This window comes from Amycolatopsis heterodermiae, from assembly GCF_034929455.1.
In the GTDB taxonomy this organism is placed as follows: Bacteria; Actinomycetota; Actinomycetes; order Mycobacteriales; family Pseudonocardiaceae; genus Amycolatopsis; species Amycolatopsis heterodermiae.
Window position 1 is genome coordinate 648,390 of the sequence record NZ_JAYFSI010000003.1, and the last position, 15,145, is coordinate 663,534.

Below are 15,145 nucleotides of genomic sequence, written 5' to 3' on the forward strand. Positions count from 1 at the left end.
CTCAAGCCGGCTCAGATGTGGTGGTCGACGTCGTGGTGGTGCTCGACGTGGTGCCCGTGCTCGGCGGCGTCGTGGTGGTGCTCGTGTTCGTGGCTGTGGTGCTCGGCCTGCTCGTTGAACTGGTTGCCGCCGTGACCGCCGGCGCCCTGCTCGTTCTGGAAGATGCTCCCGTGACCGCCCGTCGACGCCTGCTCGTTGAACTGGTTGCCACCGTGACCGCCGGCGCCCTGCTCGTTCTGGAAGATGCTCCCGTGACCGCCCGTCGACGCCTGCTCGTTGAACTGGTTCCCGCCATGGCCGCCCGAGCCCTGCTCGTTCTGGAAGATGCTGCCGTGGCCGCCGGTCGAGGCCTGCTCGTTGAACTGGTTCCCGCCATGGCCGCCGGAACCCTGCTCGTCCTGGAAGATGCTCCCGTGACCGCCCGTCGACGCCTGCTCGTTGAACTGGTTGCCACCGTGACCGCCCGAGCCCTGCTCGTTCTGGAAGATGCTGCCGTGACCGCCCGTGGAAGCTTGCTCGTTGAACTGGTTGCCACCATGCCCGCCGGAACCCTGCTCGTTCTGGAAGATGCTCCCGTGACCACCCGTGGAAGCCTGCTCGTTGAACTGGTTCCCACCGTGGCCACCGGAACCCTGCTCGTTCTGGAACACGTCGCCGCGGCCGCCGGTCGAGGCCTGCTCGTTGAACTGGTTCCCACCGTGACCACCGGAACCCTGCTCGTTCTGGAACACGTCGCCGCGACCACCCGTCGAGGCCTGCTCGTTGAACTGGTTGCCATCCCCGTGGCCCTGCTCGTTCTGGAAGATCGCGCCGCCGATGCCGCCGCCGGTGGAGGCCTGCTCGTTGAACTGGTCGCCGCCGTGACCGCTCGCGCCCTGCTCGTTCTGGAACACGTCACCGTGGTGGCCAGCCGATGCCTGCTCGTTGAACTGGCTGCCGCCGCGCCCGGAGCCCTGCTCGTTCTGGAAGATGTCCCCACGGCCGCCCGTGGAAGCCTGCTCGTTGAACTGGTCCCCACCGTGCCCACCGGAACCCTGCTGGTTCTGGAAGATGTCCCCGCCACGGCCGTCCGTCGAGGCCTGCTCGTTGAACTGGTTGCCCCCGTGCCCACCCGAGCCCTGCTCGTTCTGGAAGATGTCACCGCGACCGCCCGATGAGGCCTGCTCGTTGAACTGGTTGCCACCCCCGTGGCCCTGCTCGTTCTGGAACACGTCCCCACGACCACCCGACGAAGCCTGCTCGTTGAACTGGTCGCCCCCGGAACCGCCGGCACCCTGCTCGTTCTGGAAGATGTTTCCCGAGCCACCGGCCGAGGCCTGCTCGTTGAACTGGTTGCCGCCGCCTGCGCCCTGCTCGTTCTGGAAAACGTCGCCCGACGAAGTTGTCATTTCGTGCACTCCTGACATTCGGATCGGTGAAGCCCTCGCCCCTCCGTTGTCATCCAGTCTTGGGGCGAACCGGCCGCGGGTCATGAGTAGCGGCCTACTCGGCTTCACCGCCGCGATCCGGGCGGACTACCTATGGCGCGTCGGCGGGACTACTCCCCACCTCCGGCCGGCCCACCACCGAAGCCAGCTCGCGGCGCCCGGAGATACCCAATTTCGCGTAGACGCCGTGCAGCACGTTGTCGACCGTGCGCACCGACACCACGAGCCGGTCCGCCACCGCGCGGCTCGTCAAGCCCGTGGCAACCAAGCGCGCGATCTCCAGCTCGCGGACCGTCAGGTCCAGCGGCGTCTCCAGCAACGCCAGCGCCGGCGTCGCGGCGTCCTCACAGGACTCCAGCCACGTCCGGGCCCGCTGCGCCGACGTCGCCGCGCTGCCCAGCTTCCCTTCAGCCCGGTAAGCACGTCCTGCGGAAGCAGCGGCTTCCGCGGCCAGCAACCGGGCCCCGACGTCGGCGAAGCCGGTTGCGACTTCGTCCAAGGCCACCGGGTCCGAGGCACGCGCATGGTCCGCATACAAGCCAGGCAGCCGCCCCTCCAGATCCACCGAAGGCGCTTCGCCACCGAAGCGGACGACGTCGTGGGCCATCTCCGCCGCGATCGCCAGCCGGCCCTCCGCGACAGTCGAAGCAGCCGCCGAAGCCGCAAGCTCGGCCGCCCGCGTCAGCTCACCTCGAGCGGCGGCGACCCACGCCTGGGCCCACGTGCCGAGCGGGCCCGGGACCGCCGGAGGCTCCCCAGCCTGGCCGGTCATCGCCGTCGCCCGGGCCAGGGCCGCGACGACGGCGGGGCGGAACGCGTGCGGCTGGTCGTGGGCCTCCGCGGCGAGGGCCTCGCGCAGCCAGCGGATCGCGCCCCGGAGGTTGCCGTAGGCGAGCGCGACCGTGCCCAGTGACGCCGCCGCGCCCGCGAGCGCCGGGCCCCAGCGGTCGCGGATCGCTTCGCGGTAGCCGTCCCCCGCCAGGTCCTCGGCCTCCTCGACGCGGCCGGCCCCGCACAGCGCGACGATCCGTGCGTGGTCCAGCCGGGCCTGCGCCCCGGGTACGTCGGCGTCCGAGATCCGCGACGCGATCGCCAGCCCCTCTTCGACGACGCCGAGGCACGCCTCCACCCGCCCGCTCTCCGCCAGGGCCCCGGCCGCGACGACCAGCGCCGCGAGCCGGAGCGGGTCGCCGCGGCGGTTGCGGTCCAGCACCGGGCCGAGCAGGTCGAGCGCGGCCCGGGTCGCGCCCGCGGCCGCGCGCAGCGCCGCCCGGGCGGTCGCCAGCTCATCCCCACCGGAGGAGACGGCCGTCTCCGCCGTGTCCAGCACGGCGTGAGCCTGCTCGAAGCGGCCCAGGCCGAGGGCCAGGTTCCGGGCCCGGGTGGCGGCGACGCGGGCGTGCTGCACGTCCGAGACCGTCTCGCCCGCCAGCTCCGCGAGCAGCGCGTCGGCGTCGGCGTGCCGGCCGCCGGCGATCCGGACCTGGGCGAGCAGGAACTTCGCGGCGAAGCCGCCACCCAGCCGGACGGCCTCCGCCGCCAGCTGCTCGGCCTGCGGGAAGTCCTTGCGCAGCAACGTCTCCGCCGCCGCGCGGACCAGCTGCGGGTCGGTCGGCAGCCCGGCCGCGAGCCGCCACCGGACCAGCCTCGGCTTGTCCTCGGCGCGGCGCGCGCCGGTCATGTCCAGGGTCTGCGCGAGGATCCGGAACGTCTCCCGCTGGCGCAGCGGTGACGTCCGCCGCCGGATCACCTCGGCGTAGAGCGGGTGCGCGAGCCGGACCTCCAGCCGCCGCCCGGTGCGTTCGGACACGACCAGCCCGGCCTGCTCGGTCGACGCCAGCACGCGCGCGGCACCCAGCCGGACCAGCGGATCGCTGCCCAGGGACTCACCGAAGGCCAGCAGTTCCAGCAGCCGCCGCTCGTCGGCGTCGACGCGGTCGGTGCGGATCTCGATCAGCTCGACCAGCCGCGGCGTCGCGGTCAGCGCCCCGCTCCACCGCCACACGCCGTCCTCGGCCGACAGCGAACCGCTGTCGAGGCCACCCTGGACGAGCTCGCGCAGGAACAGCGGGTTGCCGAGGGTGAGGTGCCACAGCCGGTGCTCCGCGCCGTCGTCGAGCCGCCCGCCCATCGCCGCGGTGATCAGTTCCCGGGTTTCGTCCCGGGTGAGTTCACCGATGTCGAGCCGTTCGGCGACGCGGTCCTTCCACATCGCGAACACCGGATCGGGCACGCTCACCCCGTGCGGCGCGAGCACGATCACGAACGCGGACGCCGTCGCCGCCAATTGGTGGACCAGGGTCGCGGACAAATCGTCGAGCAGGTGCGCGTCGTCGACGCAGAGCACCAGCCGCCGGCCCTCCGCGCCACGGGTGAGGTGCGCCGCGACCTGGTTGAGCCGGTGCGCCCGGTCGGCGGTGCCGTTCGCGCTGCCGGGCAGCAGGTGGGCGAACGCCCCGAACGGGATCGTCGAGGCGGACGACATCGCGCGCACCCAGTGCGTGCGGGCGCCCCCGGCTTCGAGCTCGGCCAGCAAAGCCTTGGCCAGCCGGGTCTTCCCGGCCCCGGCCCGCCCGGTCAGCAGCAGCCCGCACACCTCGGCGTCGGCCAGCGCCCGGCGGGCGAACGCCAGCTCCCGTTCTCGGCCGACCAGCGGCCAGTCGTACCCCACGCCTGCTGCCTCCCCAACCCCTCGCGCGGCTTTCCGGCGCCGCACACACCTCTTCTTCGGATAATGACGACGCCGGGACCCGCGAAGTACCGAATTCGCGCGGCGATTTGGAAAAATTCGCTGAGCGGCCCGGCAAATGGGACATAACGGATAACCGATTCGCTATTCCGTGAGCATTTTCCGTGCATTCACCCCGCGCCGTGATCAATGGTTTCCCGGTGATTCTTTTTCGCGGCACACCATGATCCCGACGACCCGTGGCAGGACGACGGCGTTCCACCCCGCCATCCCGGCCACCAGCCCGGGCTCGCGCCCGCCCGTCCACACGCGCACCTGCCCCGCCCGCAGGTCGCTGCCGAGCACCCGGTTCCACGGCACCTTCGCGGCGAACCAGTGCCGGCCCCGCAGTCCCTCGGCGTCGGCGTCGATCCCCGGGTGCCCGCCGCCCCCGAAGCGGGCCGTGTCCCCGGCGGTGATCGCCTCGGCCATGGTCAGCGCGATCCGCGGGCAGGCCGCCGACTCCACCAGCTCGACCAGCCGCCGCCAGGTCTCGCGCGCGTCGTCCAGCTCGGTGCCGCGCGCGAACGCGTCGAACCCGAACCGGCACCGCACCGGGCCGCGGGCCAGGCCGAGCGAGTAGCTCGCCCGGTGCAGCCGGGCCGCCGCGTGGTAGGCGACCCGGTCCACCTCGCCCAGCCGGAAGACCCGGTCACCGATCGAGATCACGTCGCCCGCGGCGGCGAGCGTGCGCCCACCGCTGCGGACCCGCAGCTCGCCGGAGCCGGTGAACGAGAACTTCCCGGCCGCCATCGGGCTACTTACCGGTCTTCGCCAGGCACAGCACGACCCCGGTCTCGCCCTCCTTGCCCTCCCAGAACACCTGGTCGGCGTCGGGGTAGGCGTTGCACGCGCTGACCTGCGCCTCGGTCTGCGTCTTGTCCTCGACGCGCGCGACCACCTTCAGCGTGGCGGCGCTGTCACCGCAGTCGACGATCTTCACGTAGTTCTCGCCGCTTTCGGTGACGCAGTTGCCGACCTGCGCGTTCTCACCGTTGGAGCGGGTGGCCACCCAGACCAGGGCGAGGATCGCGGCGACCACGACCAGGAACACGGTCAGCACGATCTTCTGCCGCCGCTTCGGGTTCTTCGGCTTCTTCGACTGGCCCGGTACCGCCGGCGGGACGGGCATCCCGGCCTGCGGCGGCACCGGCCCGGTCGGCTCCGGGTACTGGGGTCCACCTGCCTGCGTCATGACGTTTTCCTCCCTCGAGAACCTGCTGTCACCTCCTGGGCGTTCCATTCCGTTCCACGACGTTCCACCCGGAGTTCGAGACAGCGCCCCCGGCGGCCCACCAGGATGGGACGGCGCCCCGTTCCCGACGTGAGGACCCGAGGATGACTCGTCTGCCCGCACTGGCCGTCTCCGTTCTGACGGCTTCCGCGCTCCTGACCGCCGGGACGGCGGAGGCCGCGAGCCCGCCGTTCACCGGCTCGGTCTTCCGGGCCACGCACAACAGCTACTCGGGCAACGTCGACGGCGCCAAGAACTCCGTGGCCTACCAGCTCGACCACGGCGTCCGGTTCGTCGAGCTCGACATCCACGACAACGGCTACGCCACTTCGCACGACTACGGCGTCGGGCACGACTCGCCCGGCAACCTCGTCGACCACAGCGGCGGCAACCCGGCGTCGAACAACCTGCGCGACTGGCTCGCGACGGTGAACACCTGGTCGGCGGCGCACCCGGCCGCCGCGCCGATCGTCGTCATGCTCGACCTGAAGGACGACCTGACCGACAACCCGAACTTCGCCGCGGGCAACCTGACCGCGCTGAACCAGGAGCTGGAGTCGGTGTTCGGCAGCCGGCTGCTGCAGGCGAAGGACTACCCGGCGGGCCAGCCGACCGTGGACGCGCTGCGCGGCCGCGTGCTGCCGCTGCTCTCCGGCGACGCCGGGACGCGCGCCGAGTACAAGCGCGACGTCGGCTACCACCCGTCCGTCGCGCTCAACGGCCGCGGCCAGGTCGTCGAGGTGCACGACTCGGGCGCCGGCACGCTCTGGTACTGGACCGGGACCTACGGCGCCGACGGGCGGATCACCTGGCTGCGCCACGGGAAGTACGACAACGGCCAGACGCCGGCCGTCGCGCTGAACGACAACGGCGACCTCGTCGAGGTCCACCAGTCGCAGAGCGCCACCACGCTCTGGTACCGCGTCGGCAAGCTCGGCGCGGACGGCGAGATCACCTGGCAGGCCAGCCACCAGTACGACAACGGCGTGCTGCCGAGCGTCACGTTCACCGGCGGGACGCAGCTGCGGGAGATCCACCGAAGCCAGGGCAACAGCCAGAACTGGACCTGGAACGGCACGCTGTCGGGCACCACGGTCGCGTGGACCGGCAACGCCAAGACGTCCGACGCGCGGTTCCCGACCGCCACGGCCACCAGCGGCAGCCGGACGGTGACGGTCCGGACCGCGGCCGACGGCCCGACCCCGGCGCAGACGCTGCGGGCCGACACCCCCGGCGTGACCGGCGACCGGATCCGCTACCGCCAGGTCGCCTTCGACGAGTTCCAGAAGGGCGACAGCGCGGAGCTGCAGGACGGCGCGCTCTTCTACGGCGCCCCCGCGACGGAGTCGGCGTTCATCACCTCGGCGCGTCAGGCGGGCAAGCTGGTGCGCGGCTGGGACTTCGACTCGGCGGGCCAGGCGACCACGCCCCTGGCGAGCTACCCGGCGTCCAACCACCCGTACGACGCCTGGTACGAGAACCTGCTCACCCAGAACGGCGCGGTCCAGTAGCGGAAGCTCAGCCGGGGCGGTAGCAGCAGCGGTTGCCGGTCTGGACGCCGTCGCGCAGGACGTCGCCGATGACGGCGTCCGCGGCGGCGATCCGGGTCAGCGCGCGGCGGATCGCCTTGCCCACCGCGATCCGCGCCTTCTCCTCCGCGCCGGCGAACTCGCGGACGCGCCCGGCCAGCCCGGCCGCGGCGGACAGTTCGCCGACCAGCCAGTCGCGCTCGGACCGGACCCGCTCGGCGCGGCCGTCGTCGTGGTTGGCCTCGTGCTCGTCGAGCTCGGCCTCCAGGGTGGCCAGCCACTTGCGGTAGTGGCTGGTCGCCGCCGGGTCGAGCACCGGCTGCCCGGACGTCGCGGCGGGCGTGACGCCGGGACCGGCGGCCAGCTCGGCCGCCGACAGCTCGTACCCCGGGTTGTCGAGCAGCGTGGCGAGGTAGCCCATGCCGACGCTGTGCTCGACCAGCACCGAACGGCCGCCCAGCGTGAACAGCCAGTGCCTGCCCTGCCGCCGGCAGGTGACCCGGGCGGCGGACCGCGGCGGCGCGGCGGGCAAGGACATCCCGAGTTCCGCCGCTTCCCGCATCGCCGTCGCCTGCTCCTGATCGGCGTCCGGCGCGCCGAGGAGCGACAACGCCTGCGCGAGCCGGGCCCGCGAGAGCGCGACGGCCGGCCAGTGCGCCAGCGCCAGGTTGTCCCGCACGGCCGCCCGGAAGTGCGTGACGGCCCGCTCGGGCTCGCCCGCGGTCAGCATCGCCACGCCGAGCGCGTGCTGTACCGAACCGAAGCAGGCGACCCCGAGGCTGGCCGTCATCGGCAGCCGCGCGAACGGCGTCAGCAGCGCGTACGCGGCCAGCGCGGATTCGACGTCCGAGACCAGGCAGGCGGACTCGACGATGCCGTACATCGACACCAGCCAGCTGCTCGACCGCGGCAGCAGCGCCAGGTCGTGCCCGCGCAGCCGGGCCAGCGCCCCGGCGGCCTCGCGTTCGTCCCCGGCCGAAGCGGCGGCGACGGCCAGGCCGGCGACGAGCGCGTTGTCGACCGCGCTGAGCGTCGGGGAATGCACCGTCTCGCGCAGCACCGGCAGCAGCTCGGCGACCCGGCCCTGGTACCAGCGGATCGCGCCGAGCTGTGCGGTGTACCAGCCGGTCGCGTCGGCGTCCCCGGCCTGCTCCCCACGCTGGGCGCAGGCCGCGGCCCGCGCCTCGGCCTCGGCGAACCGCCCGGCGCGGATGCTGAGCATGACGTCGATGGCGTCGAGCACGAACCCGACGGCGAGGTGGTCCTGCTCGGCCAGCAGGCCGCGCAGGTCGGCGAGCCCGCGCTGGGCGTGCTGGTCGCCGTCGAGGAAGAGGTCGACGGTCCGCCAGAGCAGGCCCATCAGCAGGTCGCTGCGCCGCGACGTCCGGAAGCCTTCGGTGATCAGCTCCTGCGCCAGGGCGCGGCGCTGGCCGCCGTGGTCGGGGCCGAGCAGGCAGTGGTGGGCCAGGCTGGCGGCTTCGGCCCAGGCGACCGGGTCGCCCGCGCGCTTCGCCTCCTCCAGCACGGCGAGGATCTGGTTGCTCTCCCCCGCCACGTAATCCGCTTCACCCGCCAGCCGCGCTTTCAGCCGCAGCGCCAGCGAAGAGCCCGGGTCGACGGCGGTCCGCGCGCTGCGCAGCCGGGCCTGCAGCAACGCCGCCGCGGGCGCGCTGCGGTGCTCGTGCACCCACAACCCGGCCAGCCCCAGCGCGGCGCGGGCCATCCCGACGCCGTCGCACTCCTGCTCGGCCGCGCGGTAGGCCCGGTCGAACCACTCCCGGCTCGCGCGCAGGTCGCCGTCGGCTTCGAGCGCGCGTTCCCCGTTCCGCAGCAGCTCTCCGGCGCCGGTCACGACCGGCTGCGTTTCCGTCCCCGGCACTGTCGGCCCCTCTCCCCCGCGAAGAATGGTCCCCCCGGATGCACCCCTGGTCAACAAGCGAAAACCGCCGGGCAAACCGCGTTCCCCGCCGGGAATTTTCCGCCCGGACCGTCCACTCTCGACAGTGACGCGCCGGGTGCTGACGGTGCCCGTCAGCGCTTCGCCAGCGACCGGTAAGCCCTGGTCGCGAAGCTTGCGGCATGACCGACACGATGAAGAACCTCAAGGTCCTGATCTCCGGCGCGAGCATCGCCGGCCCGGCCCTCGCCTACTGGCTGCACCGCTACGGCTGCAGCGTCACCGTCGTCGAGCGCGCCGCGTCAGTGCGGCCCGGCGGCCAGGCCGTCGACTTCAAGGGCCCCACCCACCGGACGGTGCTGGAGCGGATGGGGATCCTCGAGGAGGTCCGGCAGCGGGCGACCGGCGGGCAGGACCAGACGGTGATCGACGCCGACGGGCGGCCCCGGGCGGTGATCCCGGGCGAGTTCACCGGCGGCGAGATCGAGATCCGCCGCGGGGACCTGGCCGAACTGCTGTACGAGCGCACCGCCGCCGACTGCGAGTACGTCTTCGGCGACACCATCACGTCGCTGACCGAGACCCCGGACGGCGTCGCCGTCACCTTCGCGAACGCCGCCCCGCGCACCTTCGACCTCGTGGTCGGCGCCGACGGCATCCACTCGAACGTCCGGCGGCTGGCCTTCGGCCCGGAGCAGGACTACGTCAAGTTCCTCGGCCACTACTACGCCCTGGCCGAGCTCGGCGAGCAGGTCGACGGCGGTGAAGCCGTGATGTACAACGAGCCCGGCCGGATGGCGGCGGTCGGCGGACCGAAGGCGTCGGCGTTCTTCGTCTTCGCCTCACCGGAGCTCGACTACGACCGCACGGACGTCGAGCGGCAGCGCGAGCTGCTGATCGACGCCTACCGCGGTGTCGGCTGGCAGGTGCCCGAGCTGCTGGCGAAGGTGCCGCAGGCCCGCGAGTTCTACCTGGACTCGCTCGCCCGCGTCACCATCGACCACTACTCCCGCGGCCGGTTCGTGCTGCTCGGCGACGCCGCCTACGGCAACACGCTCGGCGGCTTCGGCACCGGCCTCGCGATCGTCGGCGCGTACGTGCTCGCCGGCGAACTGCTCGCGGCCGGCGGCGACCACCTCGCCGCCTTCGCCCGCTACGAAGAGCAGTTCCGGACCTACGCCAAGATCTCGCAGCGCGCCAGCGCGGGCCCGTTCCTCGCGCCGCCGTCCCGGCTCCGGATCAAGATGCGGGACTGGACGTTCAAGTCCCGCACCCTGCTCCGCATGATGCTGAAGGCGACCGACAACTTCGCCACGGACATCGAGCTGAAGGACTACGCCTCGGGCTCGTAGGCCAGGTTCGGCCGCAGCCACTGCTCGACCTCGCCGATCTCGACGCCCTTGCGGCGCGCGTAGTCCTCGACCTGGTCGCGGTTGAGGCGCCCGACGGTGAAGTACTTCGACTCCGGGTGGGCGAAGATCAGCCCGGACACGCTCGCCGCCGGCGTCATGGCGTACGACTCGGTCAGCGCCATGCCCAGCTCGTCGGCCTCCAGCAGCTCGAACAGCTCGCGCTTCTGGCTGTGGTCGGGGCTGGCCGGGTACCCGAGCGCCGGGCGGATGCCGCGGAAGCGCTCGGCGTGCAGGTCCTCCAGCTTCGGGTCGGCGTCCGGCTCGAACCAGCCGCGGCGCGCCTTCAGGTGGATGTACTCGGCGAAGGCCTCGGCGAGCCGGTCGGCCAGCGCCTTGACCATGATCGCGCGGTAGTCGTCCTGCTCGGCTTCGTACTTGGCCGCGAGCTTCTCGGCGCCGTGGATGGCGACCGCGAACCCGCCGAGGTGGTCACCGGCCGGCGCGATGTAGTCGGCCAGGCTGCGGTTCGCGCGGTCCTGCGGCTTCGACGTCTGCTGCCGCAGCATCGGGAACCGGACGTGCGAGAACTCGCCGTCGAGCAGGATGTCGTCGCCCTCGGTGTGCGCCGGCCAGTACGCGTACGCGCCCTTCGCGGTGAAGCTGCCCTCGGCGATGATCTGGTCGAGCAGCGTGTTCGCGTCGTCGAACAGCTCGCGGGCGACCGGCTGGTCCAGGATCGCCGGGTACTTGCCCTTGAGCTCCCAGGCCAGGAACAGGAACTGCCAGTCGACCATCTCGCGCAGCTCGGTGATGCTCGGCTCCACGACCCGGACGCCGGTGAACTCCGGGGTCGGCAGCTCGTCGAACGAGACCTTCTCCGGGTTCGCACGGGCCTGCTCGAGGGTGAGCATCGGGCGTCGCTGCTTGTTGGCGTGCTGCTCGCGCAGCACGTCCTGGTCGGCCCGGTTCTTCTCGGCCAGCACGATCGAGCGGTCCGGGTCGAGCAGGTCGGACACGACGCCGACCACGCGTGACGCGTCGAGCACGTGCACGGTCGCGTTGTCGTAGGCCGGCGCGATCTTGACCGCGGTGTGCTGCCGGGACGTCGTCGCGCCGCCGATCAGCAGCGGCATCTTCAGGCCCCGGCGCTGCATCTCGTTGGCGACGTTGACCATCTCGTCGAGCGACGGCGTGATCAGCCCGGACAGGCCGACCGCGTCGGCGCCCTCGGTGACCGCGGTGTCGAGGATCTTCGCCGCCGGCACCATCACGCCGAGGTCGATGACCTCGTAGTTGTTGCAGCCGAGCACCACGCCGACGATGTTCTTGCCGATGTCGTGGACGTCGCCCTTGACCGTGGCGAGCACGACCTTGCCCTGGCCGTTGGACACCGCGGCGCGGCCCGCCAGCCGGGCCTCCTCCTTCTCGGCCTCCATGAACGGCTCGAGGTAGGCCACCGAGCGCTTCATGACGCGCGCGCTCTTCACCACCTGCGGCAGGAACATCTTGCCGGCGCCGAACAGGTCGCCGACGATCTTCATGCCGTCCATCAGCGGGCCTTCGATCACCTCGAGGGGCCGGGCCTTGGTCTGCCGCGCCTCTTCGGTGTCCTCTTCGATGTAGTCGACGATGCCGTGCACGAGCGCGTGCGAGAGCCGCTCCTCGACCGTGCCTTCGCGCCACGTCAGGTCGACGACGCGCTTGGTGCCGCTGCCCTTGACGTTCTCGGCGAAGGTCACCAGCCGGTCGGTGGCGTCCTCGCGGCGGTCGAAGAGCACGTCCTCGACCAGTTCCAGCAGGTCCTTCGGGATGTCCTGGTAGACCGCGAGCTGGCCGGCGTTGACGATGCCCATGTCGAGGCCGACCTGCACGGCGTGGAACAGGAACGCCGAGTGCATCGCCTCGCGGACGACGTCGTTGCCGCGGAAGGAGAACGACAGGTTCGAGATGCCGCCGCTGATGTGGACGCCGGGGCAGCGCTCCTTGATCCGCGGGAGCGCCTCGATGAACGCCTTGGCGTAGCCGTTGTGCTCGCTGATGCCGGTGGCGACGGCCAGCACGTTCGGGTCGAAGATGATGTCCTCGCCCGCGAAGCCGGCCTTCTGCGTGAGCAGGTCGTAGGCGCGGCCGCAGATGTCCACCTTGCGGTCGGCGGTGTCGGCCTGGCCCTGCTCGTCGAAGGCCATCACGACGACGCCGGCGCCGTAGTTGCGGATGGTGCGGGCCTGGGCGAGGAACGGCTCCTCGCCCTCCTTCAGGCTGATCGAGTTGACGACGCCCTTGCCCTGGATGCAGCGCAGGCCGGCTTCGAGCACGGTCCACTTGGAGCTGTCGACCATCACCGGGATCCGGGCGACCTCGGGCTCGGTGGCGATGAGGTTGAGGAACGTCGTCATCGCCTCCTCGCTCTCGAGGAGGTCGGCGTCCATGTTGACGTCCAGCAGGTTCGCCCCGCCGCGGACCTGCTCGAGCGCGACGTCGACGGCGGCCTGGTGGTCACCGGACTCGATGAGCCGCCGGAACCGCTTGGAGCCGGTGACGTTGGTGCGCTCGCCGATCATCACGAACCCGGTGTCGGCGCCGATGCCGAACGGCTCGAGGCCGCTGAACCGGGTGCGTGAGGTCGGCTCGGGGACCTCCCGCGGGGTGACGCCCTTCGCGGCGGCCGCGATCTGCTTGATGTGGGCCGGGCTGGTGCCGCAGCAGCCGCCGACCAGGTTGACCAGGCCGTCACGGGCGAAGCCGCCGATCAGCCCGGCGGTCTCCTCCGGCGTCTGGTCGTACCCGCCGAACGCGTTCGGGAGCCCGGCGTTCGGGTGACAGGCGACGTAGGTGCCGGCGATCCGCGACAGCTCCTCGACGTGCGGGCGCATCTCTTCGGCGCCCAGCGAACAGTTGACGCCCACGACCAGCGGCTTCGCGTGCTCGATCGAGCTCCAGAACGCCTCGACGGTCTGGCCCGAGAGCGTCCGCCCGCTCAGGTCGACGATGGTGACCGAGATCCACAGCGGCAGCTCCGGCGCGACGTCGCGCGCGGCGGCGATCGCGGCCTTGCAGTTGAGCGTGTCGAAGATCGTCTCGATCATCAGCAGGTCGACGCCGCCCTCGACGAGACCGGCGATCTGCTCCGCGTAGGCGGCCTTGACCTGCTCGAACGTGACGGCGCGGTAGGCCGGGTCGTCGACCTTCGGCGACAGGCTGAGGGTGACGTTGAGCGGGCCGATCGACCCGGCGACGAACTTGCCGCCGAACTCGTCGGCGGCCTGGCGGGCCAGCTGCGCGCCGCGGACGTTCATCTCGTGGACCAGGCCCTGCAGGCCGTAGTCGGCCTGGCCGATGCTGGTCGCGGTGAAGGTGTTCGTCGTGGTGATGTCGGCGCCGGCCGCGAGGTACTGGCGGTGCACGTCGAGGATGACGTCGGGGCGGGTGAGGTTGAGCAGGTCGGGGTCGCCGGTGACGTCGTGGGTGTGGTCGCCGAAGCGGTCGCCGACGTAGTCGGCCGGGGTCAGCCCGGCACCCTGCAGCATCGTGCCCCAGGCACCGTCGAGGACCGCGACCCGCTGGCTGAGCAGCTCGCGCAGGCGCGCGGTGGCCTCGGATTCTTGCGGGGTGATCGGGTTCACCGGCAGCCTCCCTCGGTCGGGAGGCGCCCTTGGGTGGTCACAACCGGCCGAGCGTGGCGGACCCCCTGGCCCGTTGCAGCGCCTCTCGGCCTGGGATCCAGGGTACTGGAACCCCGGCCCGGCACACCATCCCGCCCCGAGGGACCGTCCACTGGCTGGGACACCCCCACTGATCGTCCACAATGGATCGTCGGCTCCACGCTGCCACCACCCCGTTCCGACCGGCATTCCCGGGCTCACCCACTGTGACCCGGCGAACGGCGGCACGCTGCTCCCAGCCTGCGCACCGCGGCGGCGTCCACCGGCCCTCGATCGACGCTCGACCCGCATGGTCACGCACTGTGCACACAGGTATACCGAAAGCGATCCCGCCCGCCGGCACCGGCCCCGCGGCAGCCGCTTGAAAACTGAAACACGTTCTAATACAGTCCGTCGCGTGGACTACGGAATCGTGCTGTTCACCAGCGACCGAGGCATCACTCCGGCGGCCGCGGCGCAGGCCGCGGAAGCCGCGGGGTTCGCCACCTTCTACGTACCCGAGCACACGCACATCCCGGTGAAACGCGAGTCGCCGCACCCGCGCACCGGGGACGCGTCCCTGCCCGACGACCGGTACAGCCGCACGCTCGACCCGTGGGTGGCGCTGGCGACGGCCGCCGCGGTCACCGAGCGGATCCGGCTTTCGACGGCGGTGGCCCTGCCCGTCGAAAGCGACCCGATCACGCTCGCCAAGACGATCGCCAGCCTCGACCACCTGTCGGGCGGGCGCGTCACGCTCGGCACCGGGTTCGGCTGGAACGTCGACGAGCTGACCGACCACGGCGTACCCGGCAACCGCCGCCGCACCGCCCTGCGCGAGTACCTCGAGGCGATGAGTGCACTGTGGACGGAGGAAGAAGCTTCCTACGACGGGGAGTTCGTGTCGTTCGGCCCCAGCTGGGCGTGGCCGAAACCGGTCCAGGCCCACATCCCGGTCCTGCTCGGCGCGGGCCCCACGGAGAAGACGTTCCGCTGGATCGCCCGCCACGCGGACGGCTGGATCACGACACCGGCGGACACCGACCTGGACGGCCATGTCGCACTGCTGAAGGAGATCTGGCGCGAGGAGGGCCGTTCCGGGGCCCCGGCGATCTGCGCCTTGGGCGAGCGCCCGGACCCGGAGCGGCTGGCCCACCTGGACGCGCTCGGCGTCACCGAGGTGATCTTCGGACTACCGGACCGCTCCCCCGACGAGGTGTCGGCGTGGATCGGGCGGCTGGCGGGAAAACTCGGCCTGACCACAGCTCCCGTCGCCTGACCAATCACCCCGAGGCTTGTGAACGGAAACGGCGGGGGGGGGGGGGTCCCCCCCCCCC

Annotated in this window: 9 protein-coding genes and 1 riboswitch; of the genes, 3 read left to right on the forward strand and 6 right to left on the reverse strand. The window is 71.9% G+C overall.

The features are described 5' to 3' along the window. Positions 1-11: 11 nt before the first annotated feature. From VA596_RS18760 to VA596_RS18775, 4 genes are all read right to left on the reverse strand, one after another. A complete protein-coding gene (locus tag VA596_RS18760) occupies positions 12-1,388 on the reverse strand; it encodes a glycoprotein (RefSeq protein ID WP_323328840.1) in 1,377 nt (458 codons plus the stop codon). Between the two features lie 130 nt (positions 1,389-1,518). Further along, entirely contained in the window at positions 1,519-4,098 is a 2,580-nt protein-coding gene (locus VA596_RS18765) for an AAA family ATPase (RefSeq protein WP_323328842.1), read from the reverse strand. A gap of 204 nt (positions 4,099-4,302) precedes the next feature. Next, a complete protein-coding gene (locus tag VA596_RS18770) occupies positions 4,303-4,908 on the reverse strand; it encodes a hypothetical protein (RefSeq protein ID WP_323328844.1) in 606 nt (201 codons plus the stop codon). A 4-nt stretch (positions 4,909-4,912) separates the two neighbouring features. Continuing rightward, positions 4,913-5,350 carry an LppU/SCO3897 family protein gene (locus tag VA596_RS18775; protein ID WP_323328846.1) on the reverse strand — a complete coding sequence of 146 codons (438 nt, stop codon included), beginning with the start codon at positions 5,348-5,350 and terminating at the stop codon, positions 4,913-4,915. Positions 5,351-5,493: 143 nt separating this feature from the next. Between VA596_RS18775 and VA596_RS18780 the strand changes: the two genes are divergently transcribed. Next, entirely contained in the window at positions 5,494-6,900 is a 1,407-nt protein-coding gene (locus VA596_RS18780; RefSeq protein WP_323328849.1) for a PI-PLC domain-containing protein, read from the forward strand. Between the two features lie 7 nt (positions 6,901-6,907). On the opposite strand, the gene VA596_RS18785 is transcribed toward VA596_RS18780, so the two are convergent. Next, complete coding sequence (locus VA596_RS18785) at positions 6,908-8,770, reverse strand: hypothetical protein (protein WP_323328851.1); 1,863 nt, start codon at positions 8,768-8,770, stop codon at positions 6,908-6,910. A 239-nt stretch (positions 8,771-9,009) separates the two neighbouring features. Between VA596_RS18785 and VA596_RS18790 the strand changes: the two genes are divergently transcribed. After that, positions 9,010-10,167, forward strand: coding sequence for an FAD-dependent monooxygenase (locus VA596_RS18790; RefSeq protein ID WP_323328893.1), 1,158 nt, complete (start codon positions 9,010-9,012; stop codon positions 10,165-10,167). Here the strand turns inward: VA596_RS18790 and metH are convergent. Next, complete coding sequence (gene metH / locus VA596_RS18795; protein ID WP_323328852.1) at positions 10,149-13,790, reverse strand: methionine synthase; 3,642 nt, start codon at positions 13,788-13,790, stop codon at positions 10,149-10,151. The genes VA596_RS18790 and metH overlap by 19 nt on opposite strands. Positions 13,791-13,804: 14 nt before the next feature. After that, a riboswitch (S-adenosyl-L-homocysteine riboswitch) is annotated at positions 13,805-13,883 on the reverse strand. Positions 13,884-14,226: 343 nt separating this feature from the next. Between metH and VA596_RS18800 the strand changes: the two genes are divergently transcribed. Beyond that, entirely contained in the window at positions 14,227-15,087 is an 861-nt protein-coding gene (locus VA596_RS18800) for an LLM class F420-dependent oxidoreductase (RefSeq protein ID WP_323328854.1), read from the forward strand. Positions 15,088-15,145: the final 58 nt, after the last annotated feature.

Excerpts from the sequence above, each read along its gene's own strand:
- VA596_RS18775 (WP_323328846.1), bottom strand. The coding sequence starts at position 5,350 with ATGACGCAGGCAGGTGGACCCCAGTACCCGGAGCCGACCGGGCCGGTG.
- VA596_RS18760 (WP_323328840.1), bottom strand. The coding sequence starts at position 1,388 with ATGACAACTTCGTCGGGCGACGTTTTCCAGAACGAGCAGGGCGCAGGC.
- VA596_RS18770 (WP_323328844.1), bottom strand. The coding sequence starts at position 4,908 with ATGGCGGCCGGGAAGTTCTCGTTCACCGGCTCCGGCGAGCTGCGGGTC.
- VA596_RS18780 (WP_323328849.1), top strand. The coding sequence starts at position 5,494 with ATGACTCGTCTGCCCGCACTGGCCGTCTCCGTTCTGACGGCTTCCGCG.
- VA596_RS18790 (WP_323328893.1), top strand. The coding sequence starts at position 9,010 with ATGAAGAACCTCAAGGTCCTGATCTCCGGCGCGAGCATCGCCGGCCCG.